Raw genomic sequence first — 20,178 nt, forward strand, 5'->3', positions numbered from 1 at the left:
AGTCTTCATTCATCCGACGACTTCGCATCGATGCAATTGGTCCGAACGGGCAACTGGATCCGCTTCGTCGGCAAGCTGACCTTCGTCGGACTCACGCTTTCGATCATTGCGATGGTGTTCGTGCCTTGGCAACAAACGGCTCGAGGCATCGGCACGGTCGTTGCCATCGACCCGCAACAACGTCCGCAACCGGTCCGCAGTCCATCCAAGGGTGTTGTCGAATATGTGAAACCGGGACTGCGTGAAGGCAGCTCCGTCGAACAAGATGAATTGTTGTTGCGTTTGTCACCTTTCTCAGTGGATGGCGTTTCTCAAATCGACACTCAAATCATCGCGATGGAATCGAAAGAGGCCGCCGCGCTCTCCGGTCTGGAAGTCGCCAAGCAAGCCGTCGCGTTGCAAGAGAACGGAGGAAAGAGCCTGACCGAATCTCTGAAACAAGATTTGGAGGCGGCCAAACAAAAGTGGGAACAAGCCAAAAACGAAGTCACCGCGATGGAAGCGGAATTGCAGGACAAACGCAATCAATTAAGAATCGCGGAAGAAGTGTCTCAAAGAGGCTTGGTGTCTCGTGAGGAATTGTTCAGCAAGCAGCAAGCGGTCGAATCTCAAATCGCAAAGGTCCAGAAAGCACAGAACGCGGTCCACGAATTGTCCGCTTCGTTGATCTCCAAAGAAGAAGAAATCGAAGCGAAATTGCAGGACATCGCGATCAAGAATCGAGACGCAGAGCAAAAGGTGCTCGACGCGATGCAGAAGATCAACACAATCGAGAAAGAAATCCTGGACTTGCGGAACAAACGCGGCGAACTGGATCGATTGGAAATTCGTGCCCCACGATCGGGCCGCATCCAAGAATGGTACGGCGTGGAAGGCAGCGACACGATCAAAGAAGGCGACCAGCTTTTTGTGATTGTTCCGGACACGGACGATTTGGCCGTCGAGATGAGAGTCAGCGGCAATGACATGCCCTTGATCCACGAAGGTGACCCGGTTCGCCTGCAATTTGAGGGTTGGCCCGCCGTTCAGTTCGTCGGCTGGCCATCTGTCGCCGTCGGCACTTTTGGCGGCAAAGTCAACCGAGTCTTCCCGACCGACGACGGCAAAGGAAATTTTCGGGTTCTGGTGACCCCGGACAATCATTTTGATCGGGAGAATGGTTGGCCTGATGACCGATATCTCAGACAAGGCGTCCGCGCAAATGGATGGGTGCTTTTGAACCGTGTACCGCTGGGCCGAGAGATATGGCGTCAACTAAATGGATTCCCGCCGGTCGTCGCCGACCAGGAACCCGAAAAGTCAAAAGAGAAAGCGTCCAAGGTCAAACTGCCAAAGGCTTAAACTTTGCCTGTGCGGCAAACTCCGGCCAAGCCGCAAAGATTAACAACGAATCGTTCGATACGGTGGCCAAGTCGAGTTCTCTCTCGCGCCGCCAACGGTTCGCCGTCGCATTGATTGCGATGTTGGCTCCGTCGCAATTGATAACGACCAACCCGGTCCACGCGGACGAACCATCCGCACCAGCGATGATCGAATCCGATGCGTTGTCGTTCAAACAGTTCCTCACAGTCGCGCAAGACGAAGACGCTGATCCGCTTGCGAAAACCGCTGTAGAAGAGCTTCCCGAATCGGTTGTCCAAACCGGTGAAGAAACATCAGCTGTGGACACCGCGGAAAACGAAGAGGACACGCTGGTTCTGGCCGACGTCATCGCCAGCGTTTATCGGTCTTATCCCGAAATCATCCAGGCTCGCCAGCAAGCCGGATTGGCCAACGGCGAACTGATGTCCGCTCGCGGTGCCTATGACGTCAAGTTCAACGCGTACTCTTTGTCCGAACCTACCGGGTACTACGAGAACTATCGCAACGGTTTGAAACTCGCTCGCCAGACTTGGTGGGGCGGCTACGTCGAAGCCGGCTATCGTGTCGGCCGTGGCTTCTATCAACCTTGGTACAAAGAACGCCAAACCGATGACGCCGGCGAATTCAAAGCCTCCATCATCCAACCTCTGTTGCAGGGACGCGCGATCGACCCACAACGCGTGGCCGTCTTCCAAGCATCACTGGCACGACAAGCCGTCGGACCGACAATTCAGCAAACGTTGTTGCAGATCTCCCTCGACGCCACGACAAACTACTGGCAATGGGTGGCCGCCGGCTCGTCTCTGCAGGCTCAACGCGAACTGCTGAAGTTGGCAGAAGAACGTGGCAAGCAATACGAAGCCGGTGTCGACGCGGGCAAGTTTGCCGAGATTGATCTGATCCTGAACCAACAACTTATCGCCGAACGGTCGACCAAGGTTCTGGAAACGGAACGCAAGTATCGCGAAACCGCATTCAAGCTGGGGCTGTTCCTTCGCGATGATGGTGGGCAACCGATGGTTCCCGACGATCAATGGATTCCCCAAAAGTTCCCCGCGATCCAACCACCACCGCCCGGTGACTACCAATCGGACCTCGCCGCCGCCCTTTCACGACGTCCCGAACCACAGATTCTGCAGTATCAAATTCGCGGCATCCAGCTCGATCGGCAACTCGCGTGCAATGAGATGCTTCCCCGATTCGACTTCATCGCCGAAGCCTCGCAAGACATGGGTGAACCAGCGACCAAGTCTGACGACAAGGGTGAGTTCGAACTGGTGATCGGTTTCACCAGCGAGGTCCCCATCCAACGTCGCAAAGCTCGCGGTAAAATCCAATCGACAACGGCTAAGATCGCACAGACAAACCAGAAACTACGACTGGTGCGTGACAAAATCGGCGTCGAATTGCAAACCGCCTACAACGCATTGACACTGGCCGGTCAGATCGTCGAGCAATCCGAAGCGTCGTTGCGCGCTAGCATCGACACACTCGATCGATACCGTTTCGCCTTTGAACGCGGAAAAATCGATTTGATCTATCTAAACTTGTTGGAAACCAAAGCCAACGAGACGGAGATCAAATTGATCGAGGCTCAACAAAACTGGTTTGCGGCGCTTGCTCAAATGCAAATTGCACTCGGGCTGGATCCACTCGAACAAGCGATGTCGGTATCGGCTTTGCCACCGAGTAAGTTGCCAACTTCGTTAGACCTTCACGACCTGGAAAGCGCCCGGTCGGAAGAACGTTTAAAAGACTGGGAACTTCATGAAGCCAACGCTCTGCGAGACGCAGAGTGACCCCCATGCGGAATCGCCAATTTTGCTGCTGTCCAAAACTTTGCTGCTGTCTAATACTTTGCCAACCGATGCTGGTCGACCGGACCAGCCCGACGACGCCGAGCCAAAGAGAAGACCATGTTAACTGAACTGGTGTATTGCAGTGTGGCAACCCGAGCGATGTCGGTCGACGAGCTCGACAGTTTGCTCGAGCAATCTCGGGAACAAAACGCTCGACTGAACGTAACCGGCATTCTATTGCACAGCGGAAAAACTCGCGAATTCATGCAATTACTAGAAGGCGAGCAAGATGTCATCGAAAGCTTGATGCAAACCATCTCGAACGACCAACGCCACACCTGCGTTGACGTGATGTACCACGATCGAATCGAAGCACGAAACTTCGAAGATTGGTCGATGGCCTTCCGCCTATTCGATAAGTTGGACCCGAAGCTGATCGAAGGTTACACCACATTCAACACGAACTCGCTGCCTCCTTCCCTGCTGAATGGGCGAAACAGTCGAGCCCGTTCGATCATGAAGTCCCTCAGCCAAAACCTCTGATACGACCAGCCCAGCAAAGAGCGGGGTTGATTGAATTGGCTTTCAATCCCTCCTTTCAGCCGTTCGCATGAACTGTCAAATGACGGTGGTTGCGATTCGCTTTCGCAAAGACTTATTTGCAAAGACCTGACTCTCCTCCTCGGAGAGACGGAAGACACGTTGTCTTGCTGGTGCTATGGGACAGCGTGAATTCGGGCGAGCCGACGAATGCAGAGAATGCGGGAACTCGACTTCGTCGGGAAACAGCCTCATCTGAAGATCGTTCGTCGCATAAAAAAAGCCCGGGCCATTTGGTCCGGGCGATGTTCGAAGAAGTACCGAAGGAGGGACTCGAACCCTCACTGGATTGCTCCAACTGGATTTTGAATCCAGCGCGTCTGCCAATTCCGCCACTTCGGCTTCTTCTGAAAATGTCGATGAACCCGCTGGCGACCTCGCGAAGATAGTTTCGCGGGGGGAGTGCCTTCGCTAGGAAGACGTGCCTGGCTCCATCGAGACGCGAATTATGTCGGAGGCGTCTCGATCCCGCAAGACGGGTTCAGGCGATCTTTGCGGCCGCCCGGCGATTGATTTCGCTCACCGAAACCATTGAAACGACCGTGCGACTTATTCGGGCAGCGGACCGGTTCGGGTGCCGCTAAACGCAGGCCCAACGACCATCCTCTGACCGCAATGCTCCGCCCGATCGGGGCGTCTTCGATTCGCTCGCCAAATCCGTGTTTGAAATTCCGAACCGGACAAAAACGATTCGGCTAGAATGAGCGACCAAATTCCCCGCTTCCTACCTCTCCGAATCCAACGCCATGCTTCACCGCCGATGTCTCGCCTCCGTCGCCCTTTCGCTCGCGACACTGACCGCCCCCGCCCTTTGCTCCTCCACTTTTGGCGAGGAATACCTCAATGGGATCACCTGGCAAGCTCCGCCGATCGTCACCCCGGGTGAGACCGCAGCGGACCCGCCATCGGACGCGATCGTGTTGTTCGGCTCGAGCGAAGATGTGAAGAACTGGAAGAACATCTCCAATTGGACGACCGAAGGCGATGACTTGATCGCAGGAAAGGGTGCCATCACCAGCAAGGAAGAATTTGGTGATTGCCAAGTCCACGTGGAATGGTCGGCTCCTACCCCCGCCAAAGGCAACGGGCAAGGTCGTGGCAACAGCGGGATTTTCTTGATGGGCCGCTATGAAATCCAGGTGCTCGATTCCTACGAAAACGAAACCTATCACGACGGGCAGGCGGGAGCGATCTACAAGCAAACGCCGCCGGCCGCCAACGCAATGCGTCCGCCGGGCGAGTGGAATACCTACGACATCTACTGGACCGCACCTCGGTTCAGCGAATCAGGCGATCTGGAAAGCCCCGCCGCGATCACCGCCGTTCACAACGGGGTGCTGATTTTGAACCACTTCGAGCTGAAAGGCGACACGCCGTACAACCGGCCACCGAAGTACGAAGCTCACAGCCCCACGGGTCCAATCACGATCCAAGATCACGGCAACCCGGTGCGGTTCCGCAACATCTGGGTGCGTGAATTCCAACCCGCCACCGGCGAACAAACCCGCGAGCCTTTCATTCGTGATGGCAAGAAAGAAACGCCGATCAGCGAAACCGAGTGAGCCGGAAAACACCGGCGTGTGAACAATGCCGCCTGGTATTTTAAAACGAACAACGATCGGCTGAGGTCGATCGTTTCGCGACTTCCCATGCCCGGCCCGCACCCTCGCTTACGCCTGAACGGCGTCGCTTGACCTCTCCCCAAACTTCGTTTCGGGAGAGGTACGCCGTGTGTAAATCTGCCGAAAAGCGGCATCAAATAACTGCACGACCTCACTTCGTTTCGGGAGAAGTAGGCTTTGTGGAAATCTGTTGAAAAGCGGTAACTGAAATACGGCAGACCTCTGTCCCCCGCGGGATGTTTGCCTTTGCCGCAACAAGCGATCGGGCAGGACGCGGATCGACGGCATCACCGGATCAGCCTTGCGGTCGATTGATTACGCAGCCGGCCAACATCAGGCAAGTTTCGCTGGTCGCTTACAAGCCAACCTGGTCGGTTCGCGACGACTGCCCGCCGACCAGCCTGAACGCTTAGAAACCAGGGGATTTCAAGCCCGCCATGCATGGCCTGTACGAAGGTTTCTTCACAAGGATTGAGGGGCCGCTTTGCGAACGAGACACTTGAGCGTAGTGACCATCAATCGGCGTCTCAAAAATTCTTTTCTGCGGACACGGCCGCTCATTTAGAAGCCATGCTTAGGCGTCCGTTACGCCCTTAGAGGATTCTAAGAGAATTTCCCGGGAATGCTCTTTACTCGGGCCGCGCGAAAATAATAATTCTCGCCACACCCAAGAACCAAACGGAGATCGCTGACTCCGGCTCTTGGCCTTTTCTTCAGCATCGGATGTTACTCCCCATCTTCAGGGAACCCAGCAGGCACTTCACCGCCTTGCCAGTTTTGACGTTAGCGCACTGACTTTTCTGATGGTCGATTCCGGCCTGAGTTAGTTTGCGTCCCATCCCCAACTCCATCGAAAGATCCGTTCGTGAACGGCACGCTTGCATTGGTGGCATTCGCCGCCTCCGTGTGCGCTGCGGCTATGGTCGAAGCGTACTGGTACCGTCGTCAACTTCTCAAAATCCCATTCCGGATCCATGTTAACGGAACGCGTGGCAAGTCCTCAGTGACTCGTCTGATCGCCGCGGGTTTACGTTCCGGTGGCATCCGGACTTGTGCCAAAACCACGGGCACATTGGCTCGCATGATCCTTCCCGATGGGAAAGAGCTTCCGATCTTTCGACCGGACCGAGCCAACGTCATTGAACAAAAACGAATCGTTCAAACTGCCGTCGGACACAATGCGGATGCACTCGTGATCGAGTGCATGGCTTTGCAACCTTTGTTGCAATCGGTTTGTGAATTGAAGTTGGTTCGATCAACTCACGGAGTCATCACCAACGCTCGCGCCGACCACTTGGACGTGATGGGACCAACTCGCTTGGACGTCGCTCGGGCTTTGTCTGCGACCACGCCAATCGCCGGCAACATGTTCACCGCCGAAGACCGCGACGACAGTTTGTCTGTGATGAAAGAAGCCTGCGATGACCGCGGCAGCCAATTGGTGGTCACCACCGCCGACGATGCAAACGACATCACTCAAGACGAATTGGCTCAGTTCAGTTACCTCGAACACGCCGAGAACGTTGCGCTTGCGTTGAAAGTATGTCAGTCGATGGGAGTGGCTCGGGACGTGGCGTTGCAGGGCATGTGGGAAGCTCAACCCGACCCCGGTGCGATGCGTGTTCACGTTCAAGAAGTTCACGGCAACTCGTGGCACTTCGTCAACGCGTTCGCGGCCAATGACCCTGAGTCAACCACGCGAATTTGGGACGCGGCCTACAACTACTTCCCCGGTGTCACGCAACGTGTGCTGGTGATGAATTGTCGTGTCGACCGCGCCGATCGCTCGACCACGATGGCCGAAGCTGTTGCAACCTGGGCCCCCGCGGATCGCTATGTGATCATCGGATCAGGCACCGACATTTTCCTTCGTCGATTGCTGAAACGCGGGATCCATCCCGACAAAGTTCTCTGCTTAGGAAATTCGTCCGGTCCCGAATTGGTCGAGTCGGTGTTGGAATCGTTCCGCCGCGAACAACGCGTGGCAACCGCACCACGACCACACTTCCAAAGTGGCACCGCGGTCGCCGAGCGAGCGGAAGAAATGGAATCATCGGGCATGATGCTGATGGGAATCGGCAACGTCGCCGGCCCGGGCATGGCGTTGGCCGATCACTTCGGACAGGACCAGGGGTGGGAACGTTTCCGCACGCCTGTGACACGTCCGGCACGAGTCTTGGAGATGGTTTGAGATGGAATGGCTCGCTTTGTCGATCGGCATTGGTCTGGTCGTCAGTTTGATTTTCACCGAAGCATTTGGGCTGAGCGTCGGCGGGATGATCGTCCCGGGTTACTTGGCACTGGCATTCGATCAACCGGCGACGATCATCGCCACGATCGTCGCCGCTTTGGTGACGGCGTGGGTCGTTTACCAAATCGATCGTTGGGCGATCTTGTTCGGTCGCCGACGAGTCGTGTTGACGATGGTGGTTGGTTTCGCGATCGCGGCAGTGCTGCGGTCGATGGTGGAACTCACGTTCCCTTCGATGCCCGTGGGCGTTGCCGTGGAAGGCAGCACCTCCGCCGCCTCGATGATGATGGCCGGAACAACGGTCATCGGTTTTGTGATTCCAGGGTTGGTCGCTCTCTGGATTGCGCGCAGTGGCGTGGTGCAAACACTCTCGCCGCTCGTGATTGCGACATCTTTGGTTTACTTGGTCTTGGTGACCGCAGGTGTGGAAACGCTGGTATGAAGAAACTGTATTACCGTCCCCAGAAGATCTCTTCGGGTTCACTGTTGTTCCTGGCCGCCCTTTCGGTGGTCACGGTGCTGACGCTTCGTGCCATGCCACATCAAATGGCTGGATGGAGCACGATGGTCGCGGGTTTGTACGGCATCCCTGATTTGAAGGACCGCATGCTGGAAGCATCCGAACGTGCCAACACCGCGTTCGATGCGATTCACGCCAAGCGATTGGAACTCGGCCATCCGTTGCTGGATGCGCAAGACCCCGCCGACACCGGTATGGTCGGTCCATCGATGTCCGCCGTGACAACATTGCCTGGTCACTTGGCCGCTAAGCAAACCTCGATCAATCCAAACTTCGCTGCCGTCGCCATGCGTTTGCTGGTCGATGCGGGCGTTCGGCCCGGCGACCGAATTGCCATCGGTTGCACCGGATCGTTTCCGGCGCTGAACATCGCGGTCTACAGTGCCGCCGAATCATTGGGCGCACGCCCGACCATCATCAGCAGTGCAGCGTCCAGCCAATTTGGCGCGAACTCGGCTGACATGATGTGGCCGGACATGGAGAAACTGCTGGCCGACAATTCCATTCTGGCCTATCGCAGTCTCGAAATTTCGCGTGGTGGTTTCCGTGACCGTGCCGCCGGAATGAGCGATGACACACGAGCGATCTTGGACGCCGCGATCCAGCGAAGCGGTGTCCCGTTGATGGACAGCATCGACGACATCGACGCGATTGAACGACGGATGGTTGCCTACTCAAAGGCCGCTGAAGACGAAACTTACGCCGCGTACATCAATGTCGGTGGCGGCGACGCATCGGTCGGCGGCACCGAAGGAAACGACAGCATCGGCGAAGGGCTGATCACTCCCAAGCAATTGGCAACGATCCAAAAGAAAGCCAGCTCACCCGAAGCGGTCGACTGTGTCGCCACCAGGTTTCTGGCATCAGGTGTACCGGTCATCAACATGATCAACGTAGTCGCTTTGGCAAACCAATACGGACTACCAATCGCTTCGACAACCAAAGTGGAAGTCGGGCAAGGAACCGTGTTCACAATCATCGACCCGCGCCGAGTGTTGGCATTGATTGGGATCTTTTTCATTACCGCAGCCACCGCGATTGTTGTTAAACCACCGCATCGAGTGACGAAGTGGTTGCAACGAAAAGGGTGGTTCGGCGAACAACCCAAAGACCAACCGCAGTACATGGTTTGATCGAAACCGGAGACGCGTCTCTAAAGCGGGAACGCGTCTTCATCTTCCTGTTCGGCGTACAACGGCATGTGCCGGTAATACACTTCCAGGATCATCGTGGCGAAGGACGTGGCTGCTAGACGCCCGCCTTCTTTGGGGCCGGTGTGATTTGTCGCCTGAGGAAAGTACCAACTGCCTTTACTGCCGCCGGATTGGGACTGCGTTTCCACCAACCAATCACGAAGCTCGGTATTGAACTTGTCCCACTCGGGACCGCCCACATGCCGAAGGACTTGAGCGGCGTAGTAGTCGTAGTAAATGTTGTCCTTGCGAACACCGATGTCGACCAATTTCTCGACACCTTTCTGCAACCCGGGATGGTTCTTGTCCCAACCCAAGTACATCCGGCACAATAAACCAGCCGCGGTGCAAGCCGGACGGACTCGAGTGGACTTTGTTTGATAGCCGTAGATCGAACCGCCGTCGGATTGAACCTTGTCCAAAAAGATCGTCGATCCATAAATCGTTTGCGGCGGCACAATGAGGTGCCCCATGTGAGCGCTCTTCAGCGCCATGACTTGCCACCCCACCACCGACGTGTCGCCACCGGACGCATCACGAGGTCGATAACGCCAACCGCCGTCTTCGCACTGAGCCGTGACGATGTAATTGATCGCTTGCTGCGTTGGGACGGCGAGAGCGGGATCCTCCGTCATCGCATACGCCTCGCTCAGGGCGATCGCCGCCAAACCGTGCGAATACATTCCGTTACCGGATGATTCCGACAAATCCAGGACGGGCAAACCGCGGACGGTGCCCTTCTTCCCGTTGGCGATTAAAAACAACAACCCACCGCGAACGACATTTTTGAATTCACCGGAGTAGTGCGTTTGTCCGGCACCGAGGAATGGCAACAGAGCCATCGCGGTCGCGGCGTTGACGGCTTCGGCTCGTTTGGGTTCGCCTGGATTACCGCACTGGCCGTTGCAAACCAAGTTGTGCTGGAACGTCCATCCACCGTTGGGAGCTTGGTGCAGGGCCAACCATTTCAGCGCCTCTGTCACCGCCGCTTCGCTGGCCGCCGACCCGCCATATTCACGCAGCAGTTTCTTCTTCATATCCACCGATCGACTGTCCATCGCAGGCATTGTCACCGAGGACAACGTTTGCAGTGTCTGAGCAACGGGCGCCATGTCGGATGCCAACTCGGACATCTCCATCGGCATCGAAGGCATCTCCATCGCAACATCGACCTGCAATGTTTCGGTGGTGTCGAGAGCCTGGGTGAGTTCAACCGGCTCGGCGAACTCATCCATCTCGACCATCTCGCTGGGATCGATTTGTTCGATTTGGAACTCTTCAATCTCGGGGCCTTCTTCGCCCGTGGCCGAAGCCGACAACACGTTCACAATTTTGACGGGATCGGCAAACGTGACCAAACCAAGAATCAGGATCACGCCAATGTGGAACAGCGTGCTGATCAACCAAGCGGGCGCGGCCTTCAAGAAACCCATGCGGCGACGGGGAGTGACATCTTCAGCGGTTGGCACTTCGTCAGCCAATGTTGCGTCAACTATGTCGTGATCGGGCAAGGACGTTTCCGAAACCGTGGCCATCAATCATCCCATCAGAAAAGGAGTCAAATCTTTGTCACGACAAGTGAAGTGAACGCACACTGACGAGCGAGCACCAAAACCTGTCGTTCCAGCTAGTGAACGGCACGGCACGCAGAACGGTTCAAGACCATTCTGACCAGGCGAGAAGATGCCGACTTAGCAGCTTTCATTGTAGCTGAAACCGCAGAAATCGCCGCCAAACGATCCTTGGGTAAGAATAGAACGCCACAATCCATCGAATGTACCCGTCGCAATCGATCCGTCCGGCCCCCCGACTGGTACCAATGGACAGCCGCCCCATCCCCTAACGGAGCGATTTGAGGCTCGGGAAGCGTTCGGCAAGTTGCCTGAAGCGATCCTCACCAATCGATTCGATGTGCTCTCGCCAGGTCATCTCACCGGTCGGTGCGACATACCCCAGTCCGCCCGCCATCGCTTGGTCAATCGTTTCCATGTCAGCAACATGCGATGCAACGATCGCCTGGGCTTCACGCCACATCGACGCGGCAAACATGTCCGCAATCAGGTGGACATCCCCTTGAACGCCGGCCGCACCGATGTCGTCACGTGAATATCGATCAACCAACGCGTTCACGTCTTCGGACAGCTCGTCGCCGATCCGCTCTCCATCGCCCGAGTAGTCATAAAACCCTTTTCGCCCTGCGACACCGTTGAGCGAACGCTTGATCATCGCGGGCAACAATGGCGACGGATCCATCCGTTGGGGGAAGGATTGCCAAACAACTCGCCCCCCATCGAAAGCGGTCCGTGGTCCGATCAAATCAATCAGCTCAAACGGGGACATCGGCATGCCATACCGCAGTGCAGCTTCGCGAATGGTTGATGCTGAGATGCCGGCACACAGCAATTGCATCGACAGATTCAAATACGGTGCCAACATTCGATTGACGACGAAGCCCGGTGAATCCAGCACCCGCAGCGGTACCTTCTTCAACCGCCGGACATGTTCCTCGCAAGCCTCGATGACCGCTTCGCTGGTTTGGGGATGAACGATGATCTCTGCAGCGTGACGCCCGACCACCGGCATAAAGAAATGCATCCCGCAGAACCGTGCCGCGTGCGTCTGCATCGAACCAGCGATCTCGGTGATCGGCAACGTCGATGTGTTGGTGGTCAAAACGGGCGAACGCGAAAACCAGTTTTCGACTTCGGAAAAGAACGCTTGCTTGATGGGCAACTTCTCCGCGATCGACTCGATCACCATCCAAGTCGGCAAAGCATCCGATGCGCCGATCGTTTCATCGTGCCCGTGAGGCATCATGTGCACAATTGGAATCGGCACGGTCGCTCCCCAGGGCGAAGCCGAATCAGCGATGCCATCCGTCCGCCGCAGCACCGCGTCGCATGCCTCGGACAACACCGCTTCGTCGCGGTCCGCCATCCAGACTTCGCATCCGGCCAGCAAATGATCCGTCGCGATGGCGCGGCCGACCACTCCAGCGCCGACCAATAAAACTCGAATCGATTCCGTCACAATCAGCGAGTTCCCGTCGCCTTCTTGCTCGTGTCCAACTTCGCTTTCGCATCACCGGTCTTTTCAGCGTCGGATTTCTCAGCGGGTTTTTCGGCCGCCTTTTGAGGCATCGGCAAAATGGATTCATCCGGCGGAGTCGTCGCGGTCGGATCGTTTTCGAACTGAGGAACCAACACCAATCGAACCGGCGTGGCTTGTTCAGGAATTCGTTCGGTGTGGGCCAAGAACAACAAGTTGCCCGCTTGAGCACTGCTGGAAAACGGCACGTCCAACATCGCGCTGCTGAAGTTCGAAACGCAAATCATGTCACCGGAATCGGCCGAGTAGTGAGTGACCTTGTCGACCGGATCCGTCCAAAGTTGACTTCCCGCGAAAACCCATTGTTCGGCGAGCGGCTTTTTCGTCTCGTTGTTCTGAACCCAAGTTCTGGCATCGACCACTTTGAATTTGCCGTCTTCGTCACGCCAAGTCACCCACACAGCAACCGGTTGACCGGTCGGCGGCTTGAATTCGGGATCGTAGGAAACCGGCGTGCCCGACTTGGTCCCCAGGGCCAGCAGACCGGCGTGGACTTCTTTGCTTTTCGCGAATGCGGCGACGATCGACTCGTGTTCCTTGGTTCCGACCGGGCAGGCGAACATTTCTAACGCACCCTTTCGCATCGTCACGTAGCCATCGATGTAGACTCGTTTGGCTTTGGGATCGATCCACAAATCGGGAAGCTTGGTGATCTGCTTGGCTCCGGGAGGTGCCGCGTACTTGTCCGCCATCGCTCGCATTTGACGGTCCCACTCTTCCAACTCGGCTTGGATCGCAGCGTCGTCATAGGGATCGGGATCGTCCGGCGAAGCGACACCCAGCGAGCGTTGATCCTGCGACTCAGCGGCTTGCTCGGTCTTCGCCGTATCGTCTTGTGCCTCAACGGCTGGCATCCAAGCACTTCCGGCCAAGGCAATGTGCACGAGAAGCAGCGCAACCCAGCCCGCTCGATTGATTTTGGTGACTGCGCCACCCGCCACCGGGGGCCACTGGCAACGTTTGTGAGCCAAAACAGATCGTCGCAGGCCGGAAACAGATTTCATAAACATGAATTTCTCAATCACTCAGGTGCGGGGAGTCAACAACCGGCGTCGCCCGGTTAGACTGCGTAGCCAGTCGAATCGTCGATCAATGAAAGGCGAACGAACCCCAATCACTCCGCGAAGGCCAGAACCTTCGATTGGCGTTCTCACTGGGAGAAGACCGCCACAGAATCACGGATGGATTCACCGTTCATACCATCGATTATTCCCTGCGTTGCACCTCGGGTCCATGACACTGACCAAACCGCCCTCCAAATCAAACTCGTCCAAGAAAAAGGCTTCCGTGGCCGAGTCCGTGACGACCGATGGATTCACGAGTGTCACACCCATGCCCGACGCGGCCACTTGGCAGGCGCTGCGCAAAAAAATAGAAGCACGCCGCCAACGCCATCCCGCCTCCAAATTGTTTGGTGACGATGCGCTGGACGGCCAGGTCTACTTGTGGGGTTTGGCGTCACTGCTCAACGGACCCGTTGATCCACTCAGTACGCAACTGGCAACGCTCGCGACCGCGGATTCGGTTCAGATTCCTCTGACCGATACGGATCTAATTCCGGCGGCCGAAATGTTCTTGGAAGCTTCCCGCGATGGACGATCGGATCTGGCCGGCGATGTCGGCTGCATCCTTTGGGCGTCGTCGCTTCCTGCGTTGACATTGATCCTGCCATTGGAACTCTGGTGGAACCTACTGGCCGAACTGCAACGACGCGTCGCATCGACACTCGCCCATGACGAAGCCGAATCACCGCACCACTTGATGCTGGCGGGCGAACTGGGGCTGACGCTTGCCTATCGATTGGCCGACATTCCAAGCTGTGTTGCTCGGGTAAAGCCATCCGCCTCGGCCATCCAGGCTTACTTGGATCACGAAGACACAATCGACGAAGCCCTGCGAACCCCGCACGCTCTGCGAGCCACGATGGCGTCGATCATTCGCTGCGAAGAATTGATGCGAGTTGTCGCCAAACGCAAATTCAAAAAGTCGCACCAAGCCACCGCGGAAGAAATCGCAGCCTGGATCGCCGCGACCACCCGTGTCGATGGTTCACAAGTTCTGACGCAAACCACTTCACGCGAAGTGGCTCTCGATCACGTCGGCTTGGTTTCGCGAACTTCCAAGGCAACGAAGAAGAAAAAGAAATCCAAGTCGCAGACGAGCAAGCCAGCACGTCCGATCGCTCCCGCCGGACTAATGGGACGAGCGATGAAATACGACACGGATTCGTTGCTGCCCGCTTTCTCAGCCTCGCTGGGTCAAAGCCAAAGTGGCGGCCGATTGGCTTGGGAAATTTCGCTGCCCGAATCGATGTGGCACAGCGACGTGGCCGGGATGGTTGCGATGCTTCCCGAGTGGGACGTTCGCCGCGGACGCACCTTCGTCGACTACAGCGGCAAGGTGATGCAAATCGAAATCATGGGCGGACGCCGCACCCTGTTTCGAGGCCCCTTGCACACGACCATTGAACTGGATGGCGTCAGCCAAGATCCCAAAGGCGATTGGCAAGCCACATGTGAATACACCGACGATGACATTCATTACTTGGAGATGGAACAATCATTCACCGGCGGCGTGGTGTTGCAGCGCCAATTCATGGTCATTCGCGACGATCGTTGCGTGATGATCTCCGACACGGTCTTGCCCGCCCAGTTTGAACCGAACCAAGATGCGGCGTCTGCCGACGCGGAAGATCACTTAGATCAGCCGACTGACCCGCCGAGCCCCTTCGGTTCACTGGCGGACGTGCAGATCCGTTGCATCACCCATTATCCGGTTTCCGATTCCGTCTCCGCGACGCCGGACGAGCAGACACGCGAAGTTTATCTTCACGACAACAAACGACGCGCGATGATGTTGCCGCTGCCCGCCGCTGAATGGCGAATCGGTCCCACCGCCTGCACCGCCGAACCCAGCCACACCGAAAACGAACCTCATTCGGTCACTGTGACCACCGAGGGAACGGGTGCGGTCTACAGTCCCGTGTGGATCGATTTTCAATCACGACGGTTCCATCGCAAACGCACTTGGCGAACGCTCACCGTTGCCGACGATCTGCAATTGATCCCGCGCAACATTGCCACCGGTTTTCGAATCCAAATCGGCAGCGAGCAATGGATGCTGTACCGTTCGTTGATCGGTCGTCGCCCACGATCGGTGCTCGGCAAACACTTGGTCGCCGACTTCTTCGCCGGTCGATTCCATCCCGGTGACGGCGGCGTGGAAGAACTGGTCACGGTCGATGACGCACCGCCAAACTGATTCAGCTCAACGAATCAGCTCCATTCCATCAATCGGTCAGCGACGGATCGAAGTGCGGCGGTGATTTGCCACCGCGAATGATCACGATCTCCCGCGACGTTGCTGATTCCGCGAACGACCATGCAGGGCATCGAAGTCATCTGACACGCCATCGCCACGCCAAAAGCCTCCATGTCCTCGGCGACCACGGCGTCGCGATCCATCGTGCCGGCAAGACTTCCACGACGAGATGCCATGACGTCATCCGATGAAGCGGCACACACGCTGATCAACGTGTTTGTCACTGACTCGTCCGCGGGCACATTCCCTGGACGAGCCAACTGGATCTTGTCACCGACGGCCGGAGCTGATGTTTCGTCTGTTCCCGGTGATCCAAGAATGGGCCATTGCTGCCATCCTAGAGATTCTGCGGAAGCGAATTGGTCACCTTCGCCGACGCCAATGCCATCGCAGATGGCTTGATCAAACCAATGTGCCGATCCGACGGAGGCCGCATCTGACAATCCGCCCGCGATGCCCGCGAGGATGACTCGCGCCGGTTGGTGCGTCTGGATCGCTCGCATGGTTGCCGCGGCCGAGGCCACCAATCCAAATCCGCAAAGCTCGCAGTGCCAATGTTTCATCGACGCCGCGTGCAGACTCAAATGGTTCCACAACTCGGAGCGTTCCCCCGCAGTTGGAATCAACAGCAGCGTCTTGTTAGCGTCCGCCACGACGGATTTCCGAGCCCAAGAATCGGATCTGGAAACGATAGATCTTCTTGGTCACGCAAGTGATCTTGCCGGTTTTCAAATCGAAGTGATCTGGTGTCTCGGCCAAGTTGATGTTCGCGACTGCGCGGAAACCACGTTCGGCAAACACATCGATCACCATCGCCAGGGTCATCGGATCGTCAAAGATCGAATCTTCGCTGTTGACGACCGCTAATCCAGCGATCGCATGACGACGCACAATCGGCATGAACCGACTTTGGATGATTTCGATCACATGATGAAACAACTCACGGTGTTCCAGTTCATAACCATCCAGTCGGCGAACCAATTCCTGGCGAGCGTGCACGCCAAGTTCTGAAGCCAACGGAAGATGCCGGACCGCGTCGTAGGTTTCTGGATCCAACTCCAACGACGACTGATATTCCAGCTCGCTGCGGATGTTGCGTTCCACTTCCGCGATGTCGCCACCGGCGTCGATGAAGTGGTAATGATAAATCTTCTTCAGCGACTGCAACGCATCCCAGGTTTTTTCCTTGAACACGCGATAGCGTCGTTTCGCAGCAGTCGGATCAAGGTCCGTCAAACGAAGCTCAAGCGGCTCACCGTCGTTTTCTGTTTCGACACGCTCGTTGTGCTCAGCGATCTTTCGTCCGCGAAGCAACTGACGCTCGATGCTGGTCTTTTCGTCGATGAACAACACGACCGCGTGAACGGTGGGTTTACGGAAGTTGATCGCCAGCGGCGTCGAATGATATTCGCGATAGAGCTGATTCATTTTTTGGATCAGCAAGTGCAAACATTCCACTTGAACGCGTGTTCGCGGGAACCCGTCCAAGATGCATCCGTCCCGATACTCTTCTTCCAAGAGCTTTCGGAACAGGATCCCGACCACTTCGGTGTCGCCGACCATCCCGCCGGCTTCTTTGATGCGTTTGGCTTCGGGTGTGTCCAGCAGACTGCTGACCACGATTGGCTCGCAGGTTAAACCGCGAGCTTTGGAAATGAATCCACTGTTGGTTCCTTTGCCCGATCCCGGTGCCCCGCCCAAGAGGATCAATTCCTTGGTGAACCGCAAATTTTCGCGGCCGTATTCTTCTTCCAAGTCATTCCAGACGTTGGTGAAGATCACGTGGGCGTCTTTGACTTCCAGATCCTCCACCGAATGTTCGGCTGCGGCGGCGATCGCTTCATCAGTCACCGCTTGAGACGCCTGGCCCTCAGCCATGTCGACGACCGTGTCAGGCAATTCCGCTTCCGGATTCGCGATTTCGGGAGCTTCGTCCAGTGAGTCCATGGCAGCAACAGGATTCATACAAGGCGGAAAAAATGAAAATCAACACCCCGCATCCTAACCAAGGAACGATGTCTCGCGAAGCGTCATTCACTCCGGCGACGCCAGATGGACGATGGGATAGGGCGTAAAATCCGTTGCGACCCGCAAAGCGATTGGTTGGGAAGGATCTGCCCCCAAATCGGGTTCATTTTTCAACGTGATCCAAACCTTGTCCTTGCCCAAAATCTGGTTTCTCAACACGCGAGCAAAGCCGGGCTCGATCCCTTCGCGACGCGTGCCCATGACTTCGTCACCAATTTCGCGAATGACCGGTTCCAATCGTTCGCCCGCCGTTCGCAGCTTTTCCCTCGCTTCTGGGGAAGTCCATACGTTCACCCAAACCTGACGCAGACGTTCGTTGTCGACGATCGCTTCCATAACGATCGTCCGCAGCAAATCACGGGCTTCGTCGTCGTTGACGATTTGAAGAGCGACGTCGCCCAATCGTTCTCGCAACACATCGTTGGCAGCCAAATCCCGCAGAATCGCTTCGACCGCTTCCGCGATTTCATCGAGATGATCCTCGACGATCGGCACAACCTCTTGCTCGACAAACCGTGACCATTCCTCACGAACCAATTCTCGTTCGGGCAGTGGCGCACTGTCGTAAAGAGCTCGCCAACCAAAACGCCAAAGCGACGCTTTGCCCCAAATCTCACGCCCGATCGATTCCGCCGGTTCTCTTCCGTGATGTTGCAGCACGGGCAACACTTCCGTTCGAACCAACGGGACCATTTGTTCCTGGATAATATCTTCGCGAAAACGCGTGGCGATGGCTTCGACTTCTGCATCGTGGCGTTTCAAAGAAGCGGTCAACTCGGACTCGATAACCGGCAAACTTTGACGCACGGTTTCAAAAACCAAAGGCAACATCGCTTCGCTGATCTCTTTGCCATGAGCACGCATCGCGGCAGAGATCTTTTGCGCCAATTGCTCTCGTTTCGGTTTAGGCAGCAACGTCGCAATCACATCGTCGACTTTGCCGGAAGATCGATGCAGCGTCGCGGAGATCGATTGATCAGGATCCCAAAACTGCGTTTCGCGTTCCAGATTCAATGGCTCGTAAAGCGACAACGTGACCGTCTTCGCCTCCGGGTTGACTCGCAGCACGTGCCCGACTTGATGCCACGTGTCGGCGACCGAGTCCTTTGCGAACGCCGCATCTCCAACGCTCAGCGACGATGTCGGGTCCGCCAAAATTGCGGTGTCCGTGGGCGTCCAAACCGAAGAGATCAACGGCTTCGCACCTTCACGGGAAGACGCGACCAACCATCCGCCACCGAGAACGAGACAGCTCACCCAAAATGCTGCGCCGAGAAGGCGAATCGATTTCGTTGTCATACGGATTCTTTCTTGAGTGCTCGCAGCCGATCGACGTAAACCGCCGCGACAATGATCACACCCAACAGAATGTTTTCAATGTGGTTTTCCAATCCCAATGAAGTGCAACCGTGTGCGATCACGCTCATGATCAAAACACCGCATAGAGTTCCGACCACGCTGCCTCGGCCACCCAAGAGCGATCCGCCACCGATCACCACCGCGGCAATGATCTCCAATTCCAATCCCATCCCCGCGGATGCATCGCCTTTGCCCAGCCGAGCGATGTCGACACAACCGGCCAAACCGAACAGGGCACCAGCGATGACATAAACCAGGATTTTGGTTTGTCGAACTTTCACCCCGCACAATCTCGCGGTCGCTTCGCTGGATCCGATCGCGAACACATGACGTCCAAACAAAGTCTGGTGCAGCAGCAACGCGGTCGCGATGGCCAGCACGATCGTCAGCCAAACACCCCAACCGAAATTGGGCAGTAATGGGTAGGCAATCCATTCCGGGTTGGGAAACGGCGTGACCGATGCCCAAAGCCATTCAGGAATGCTTTCGGCCGGCGGTGTGATCGTGCCACCTTGCTCGGACAGACTCTTGCCCAACCCCATGAAGATCGTCATCGATCCCAACGAAATGATGAACGGGGTCAGTCGCAACCCCGCGATCAAGACACCATTGAACAAACCGCACAGTGCGCCGGCACCGATCGCCATCGCCAGTGCTGCGAAAATCGACCATCCATTGTCGAGCGTCAGTGCCGCGACACATCCACACAGAGCCGCCGCCGTACCCGCGGACAAATCGATTCCGCCGCTAATGATGATCAACGTCATTCCCAGCGAAGCGATGCCGATCTTGACGCTCTGAACGCCAACCAATCGCACCGACGCCATGGACGTGAAGTTTCCATCGCTGCCAGTTACCCATTCAGCAATGGCAAAGAACAGGATCACGATGACCAATGCCAACATCGGCCCGGCGGTATTCAACCCTCGCTTCAACAACGCAGTGACTTCCTTCTGAATGATGACCGAGCGTGGAAGAGGCTGGCTTTTGCCGAACATTGACGCTTCGCAAACAC

15 protein-coding genes and 1 tRNA gene are annotated in these 20,178 nt (G+C 56.4%); 8 read left to right on the forward strand and 8 right to left on the reverse strand.

The features are described from left to right. The 3 genes from RE6C_RS16915 to RE6C_RS16925 all read left to right on the forward strand — a co-directional run. Window positions 1–1,341, forward strand: a 1,341-nt coding sequence (locus RE6C_RS16915) for an HlyD family secretion protein (protein WP_039962349.1), incomplete at its 5' end; no start/stop codon positions are given. Window positions 1,342–1,460: 119 nt separating this feature from the next. Next, entirely contained in the window at window positions 1,461–3,161 is a 1,701-nt protein-coding gene (locus tag RE6C_RS16920; RefSeq protein ID WP_315852356.1) for a TolC family protein, read from the forward strand. A 117-nt stretch (window positions 3,162–3,278) separates the two neighbouring features. Then, window positions 3,279–3,704 carry a BLUF domain-containing protein gene (locus RE6C_RS16925; RefSeq protein WP_081605677.1) on the forward strand — a complete coding sequence of 142 codons (426 nt, stop codon included), beginning with the start codon at window positions 3,279–3,281 and terminating at the stop codon, window positions 3,702–3,704. Between the two features lie 315 nt (window positions 3,705–4,019). Here RE6C_RS16925 and RE6C_RS16930 read toward each other — a convergent pair. Further along, window positions 4,020–4,103 (reverse strand) — tRNA-Leu (locus RE6C_RS16930). Window positions 4,104–4,507: 404 nt separating this feature from the next. Here RE6C_RS16930 and RE6C_RS16935 point away from each other — a divergent pair. The 4 genes from RE6C_RS16935 (at window position 4,508) to pgsW (ending at window position 9,287) form a co-directional block, all read left to right on the forward strand. Beyond that, window positions 4,508–5,323, forward strand: a complete 816-nt coding sequence (locus RE6C_RS16935) for a 3-keto-disaccharide hydrolase (protein ID WP_008658435.1) — start codon at window positions 4,508–4,510, stop codon at window positions 5,321–5,323. Between the two features lie 925 nt (window positions 5,324–6,248). After that, window positions 6,249–7,574, forward strand: coding sequence for a poly-gamma-glutamate synthase PgsB (gene pgsB / locus RE6C_RS16945; protein WP_039962350.1), 1,326 nt, complete (start codon window positions 6,249–6,251; stop codon window positions 7,572–7,574). Window position 7,575: 1 nt separating this feature from the next. Next, the gene (gene pgsC, locus RE6C_RS16950) at window positions 7,576–8,076 is read left to right on the forward strand and encodes a poly-gamma-glutamate biosynthesis protein PgsC (RefSeq protein WP_008658437.1); all 501 of its coding nucleotides are present in this window, start codon (window positions 7,576–7,578) and stop codon (window positions 8,074–8,076) included. After that, entirely contained in the window at window positions 8,073–9,287 is a 1,215-nt protein-coding gene (gene pgsW / locus RE6C_RS16955) for a poly-gamma-glutamate system protein (RefSeq protein WP_008658438.1), read from the forward strand. Before pgsC ends, pgsW begins: the two co-directional genes overlap by 4 nt. Before the next feature lie 20 nt (window positions 9,288–9,307). On the opposite strand, the gene RE6C_RS16960 is transcribed toward pgsW, so the two are convergent. The 3 genes from RE6C_RS16960 to RE6C_RS16970 all read right to left on the reverse strand — a co-directional run bounded on the left by RE6C_RS16960 (window position 9,308) and on the right by RE6C_RS16970 (window position 13,465). Next, entirely contained in the window at window positions 9,308–10,882 is a 1,575-nt protein-coding gene (locus RE6C_RS16960; protein ID WP_008658439.1) for a prenyltransferase/squalene oxidase repeat-containing protein, read from the reverse strand. Between the two features lie 304 nt (window positions 10,883–11,186). Continuing rightward, window positions 11,187–12,377, reverse strand: coding sequence for a 3-hydroxyacyl-CoA dehydrogenase (locus RE6C_RS16965; RefSeq protein ID WP_008658441.1), 1,191 nt, complete (start codon window positions 12,375–12,377; stop codon window positions 11,187–11,189). 2 nt (window positions 12,378–12,379) lie between these two features. Further along, the gene (locus RE6C_RS16970) at window positions 12,380–13,465 is read right to left on the reverse strand and encodes a YdjY domain-containing protein (RefSeq protein ID WP_236618283.1); all 1,086 of its coding nucleotides are present in this window, start codon (window positions 13,463–13,465) and stop codon (window positions 12,380–12,382) included. Between the two features lie 223 nt (window positions 13,466–13,688). Here RE6C_RS16970 and RE6C_RS16975 point away from each other — a divergent pair, with 223 nt between their 5' ends. Then, entirely contained in the window at window positions 13,689–15,716 is a 2,028-nt protein-coding gene (locus RE6C_RS16975; RefSeq protein ID WP_008658444.1) for a hypothetical protein, read from the forward strand. Window positions 15,717–15,730: 14 nt separating this feature from the next. On the opposite strand, the gene mqnB is transcribed toward RE6C_RS16975, so the two are convergent. The 4 genes from mqnB to RE6C_RS16995 all read right to left on the reverse strand — a co-directional run bounded on the left by mqnB (window position 15,731) and on the right by RE6C_RS16995 (window position 20,161). Next, window positions 15,731–16,429, reverse strand: a complete 699-nt coding sequence (mqnB, locus tag RE6C_RS16980; protein WP_008658445.1) for a futalosine hydrolase — start codon at window positions 16,427–16,429, stop codon at window positions 15,731–15,733. Beyond that, a complete protein-coding gene (locus RE6C_RS16985; protein ID WP_008667260.1) occupies window positions 16,416–17,723 on the reverse strand; it encodes a nucleoside monophosphate kinase in 1,308 nt (435 codons plus the stop codon). Before RE6C_RS16985 ends, mqnB begins: the two co-directional genes overlap by 14 nt. Window positions 17,724–17,810: 87 nt before the next feature. Continuing rightward, window positions 17,811–19,103, reverse strand: a complete 1,293-nt coding sequence (locus tag RE6C_RS16990) for a hypothetical protein (RefSeq protein ID WP_008658449.1) — start codon at window positions 19,101–19,103, stop codon at window positions 17,811–17,813. Beyond that, a complete protein-coding gene (locus tag RE6C_RS16995) occupies window positions 19,100–20,161 on the reverse strand; it encodes an ABC transporter permease (protein ID WP_008658451.1) in 1,062 nt (353 codons plus the stop codon). The genes RE6C_RS16990 and RE6C_RS16995 overlap by 4 nt, the downstream gene beginning before the upstream one ends. Window positions 20,162–20,178: the final 17 nt, after the last annotated feature.

This window comes from Rhodopirellula europaea 6C (genome assembly GCF_000338295.1).
Classification (GTDB): domain Bacteria; phylum Planctomycetota; class Planctomycetia; order Pirellulales; family Pirellulaceae; genus Rhodopirellula; species Rhodopirellula europaea.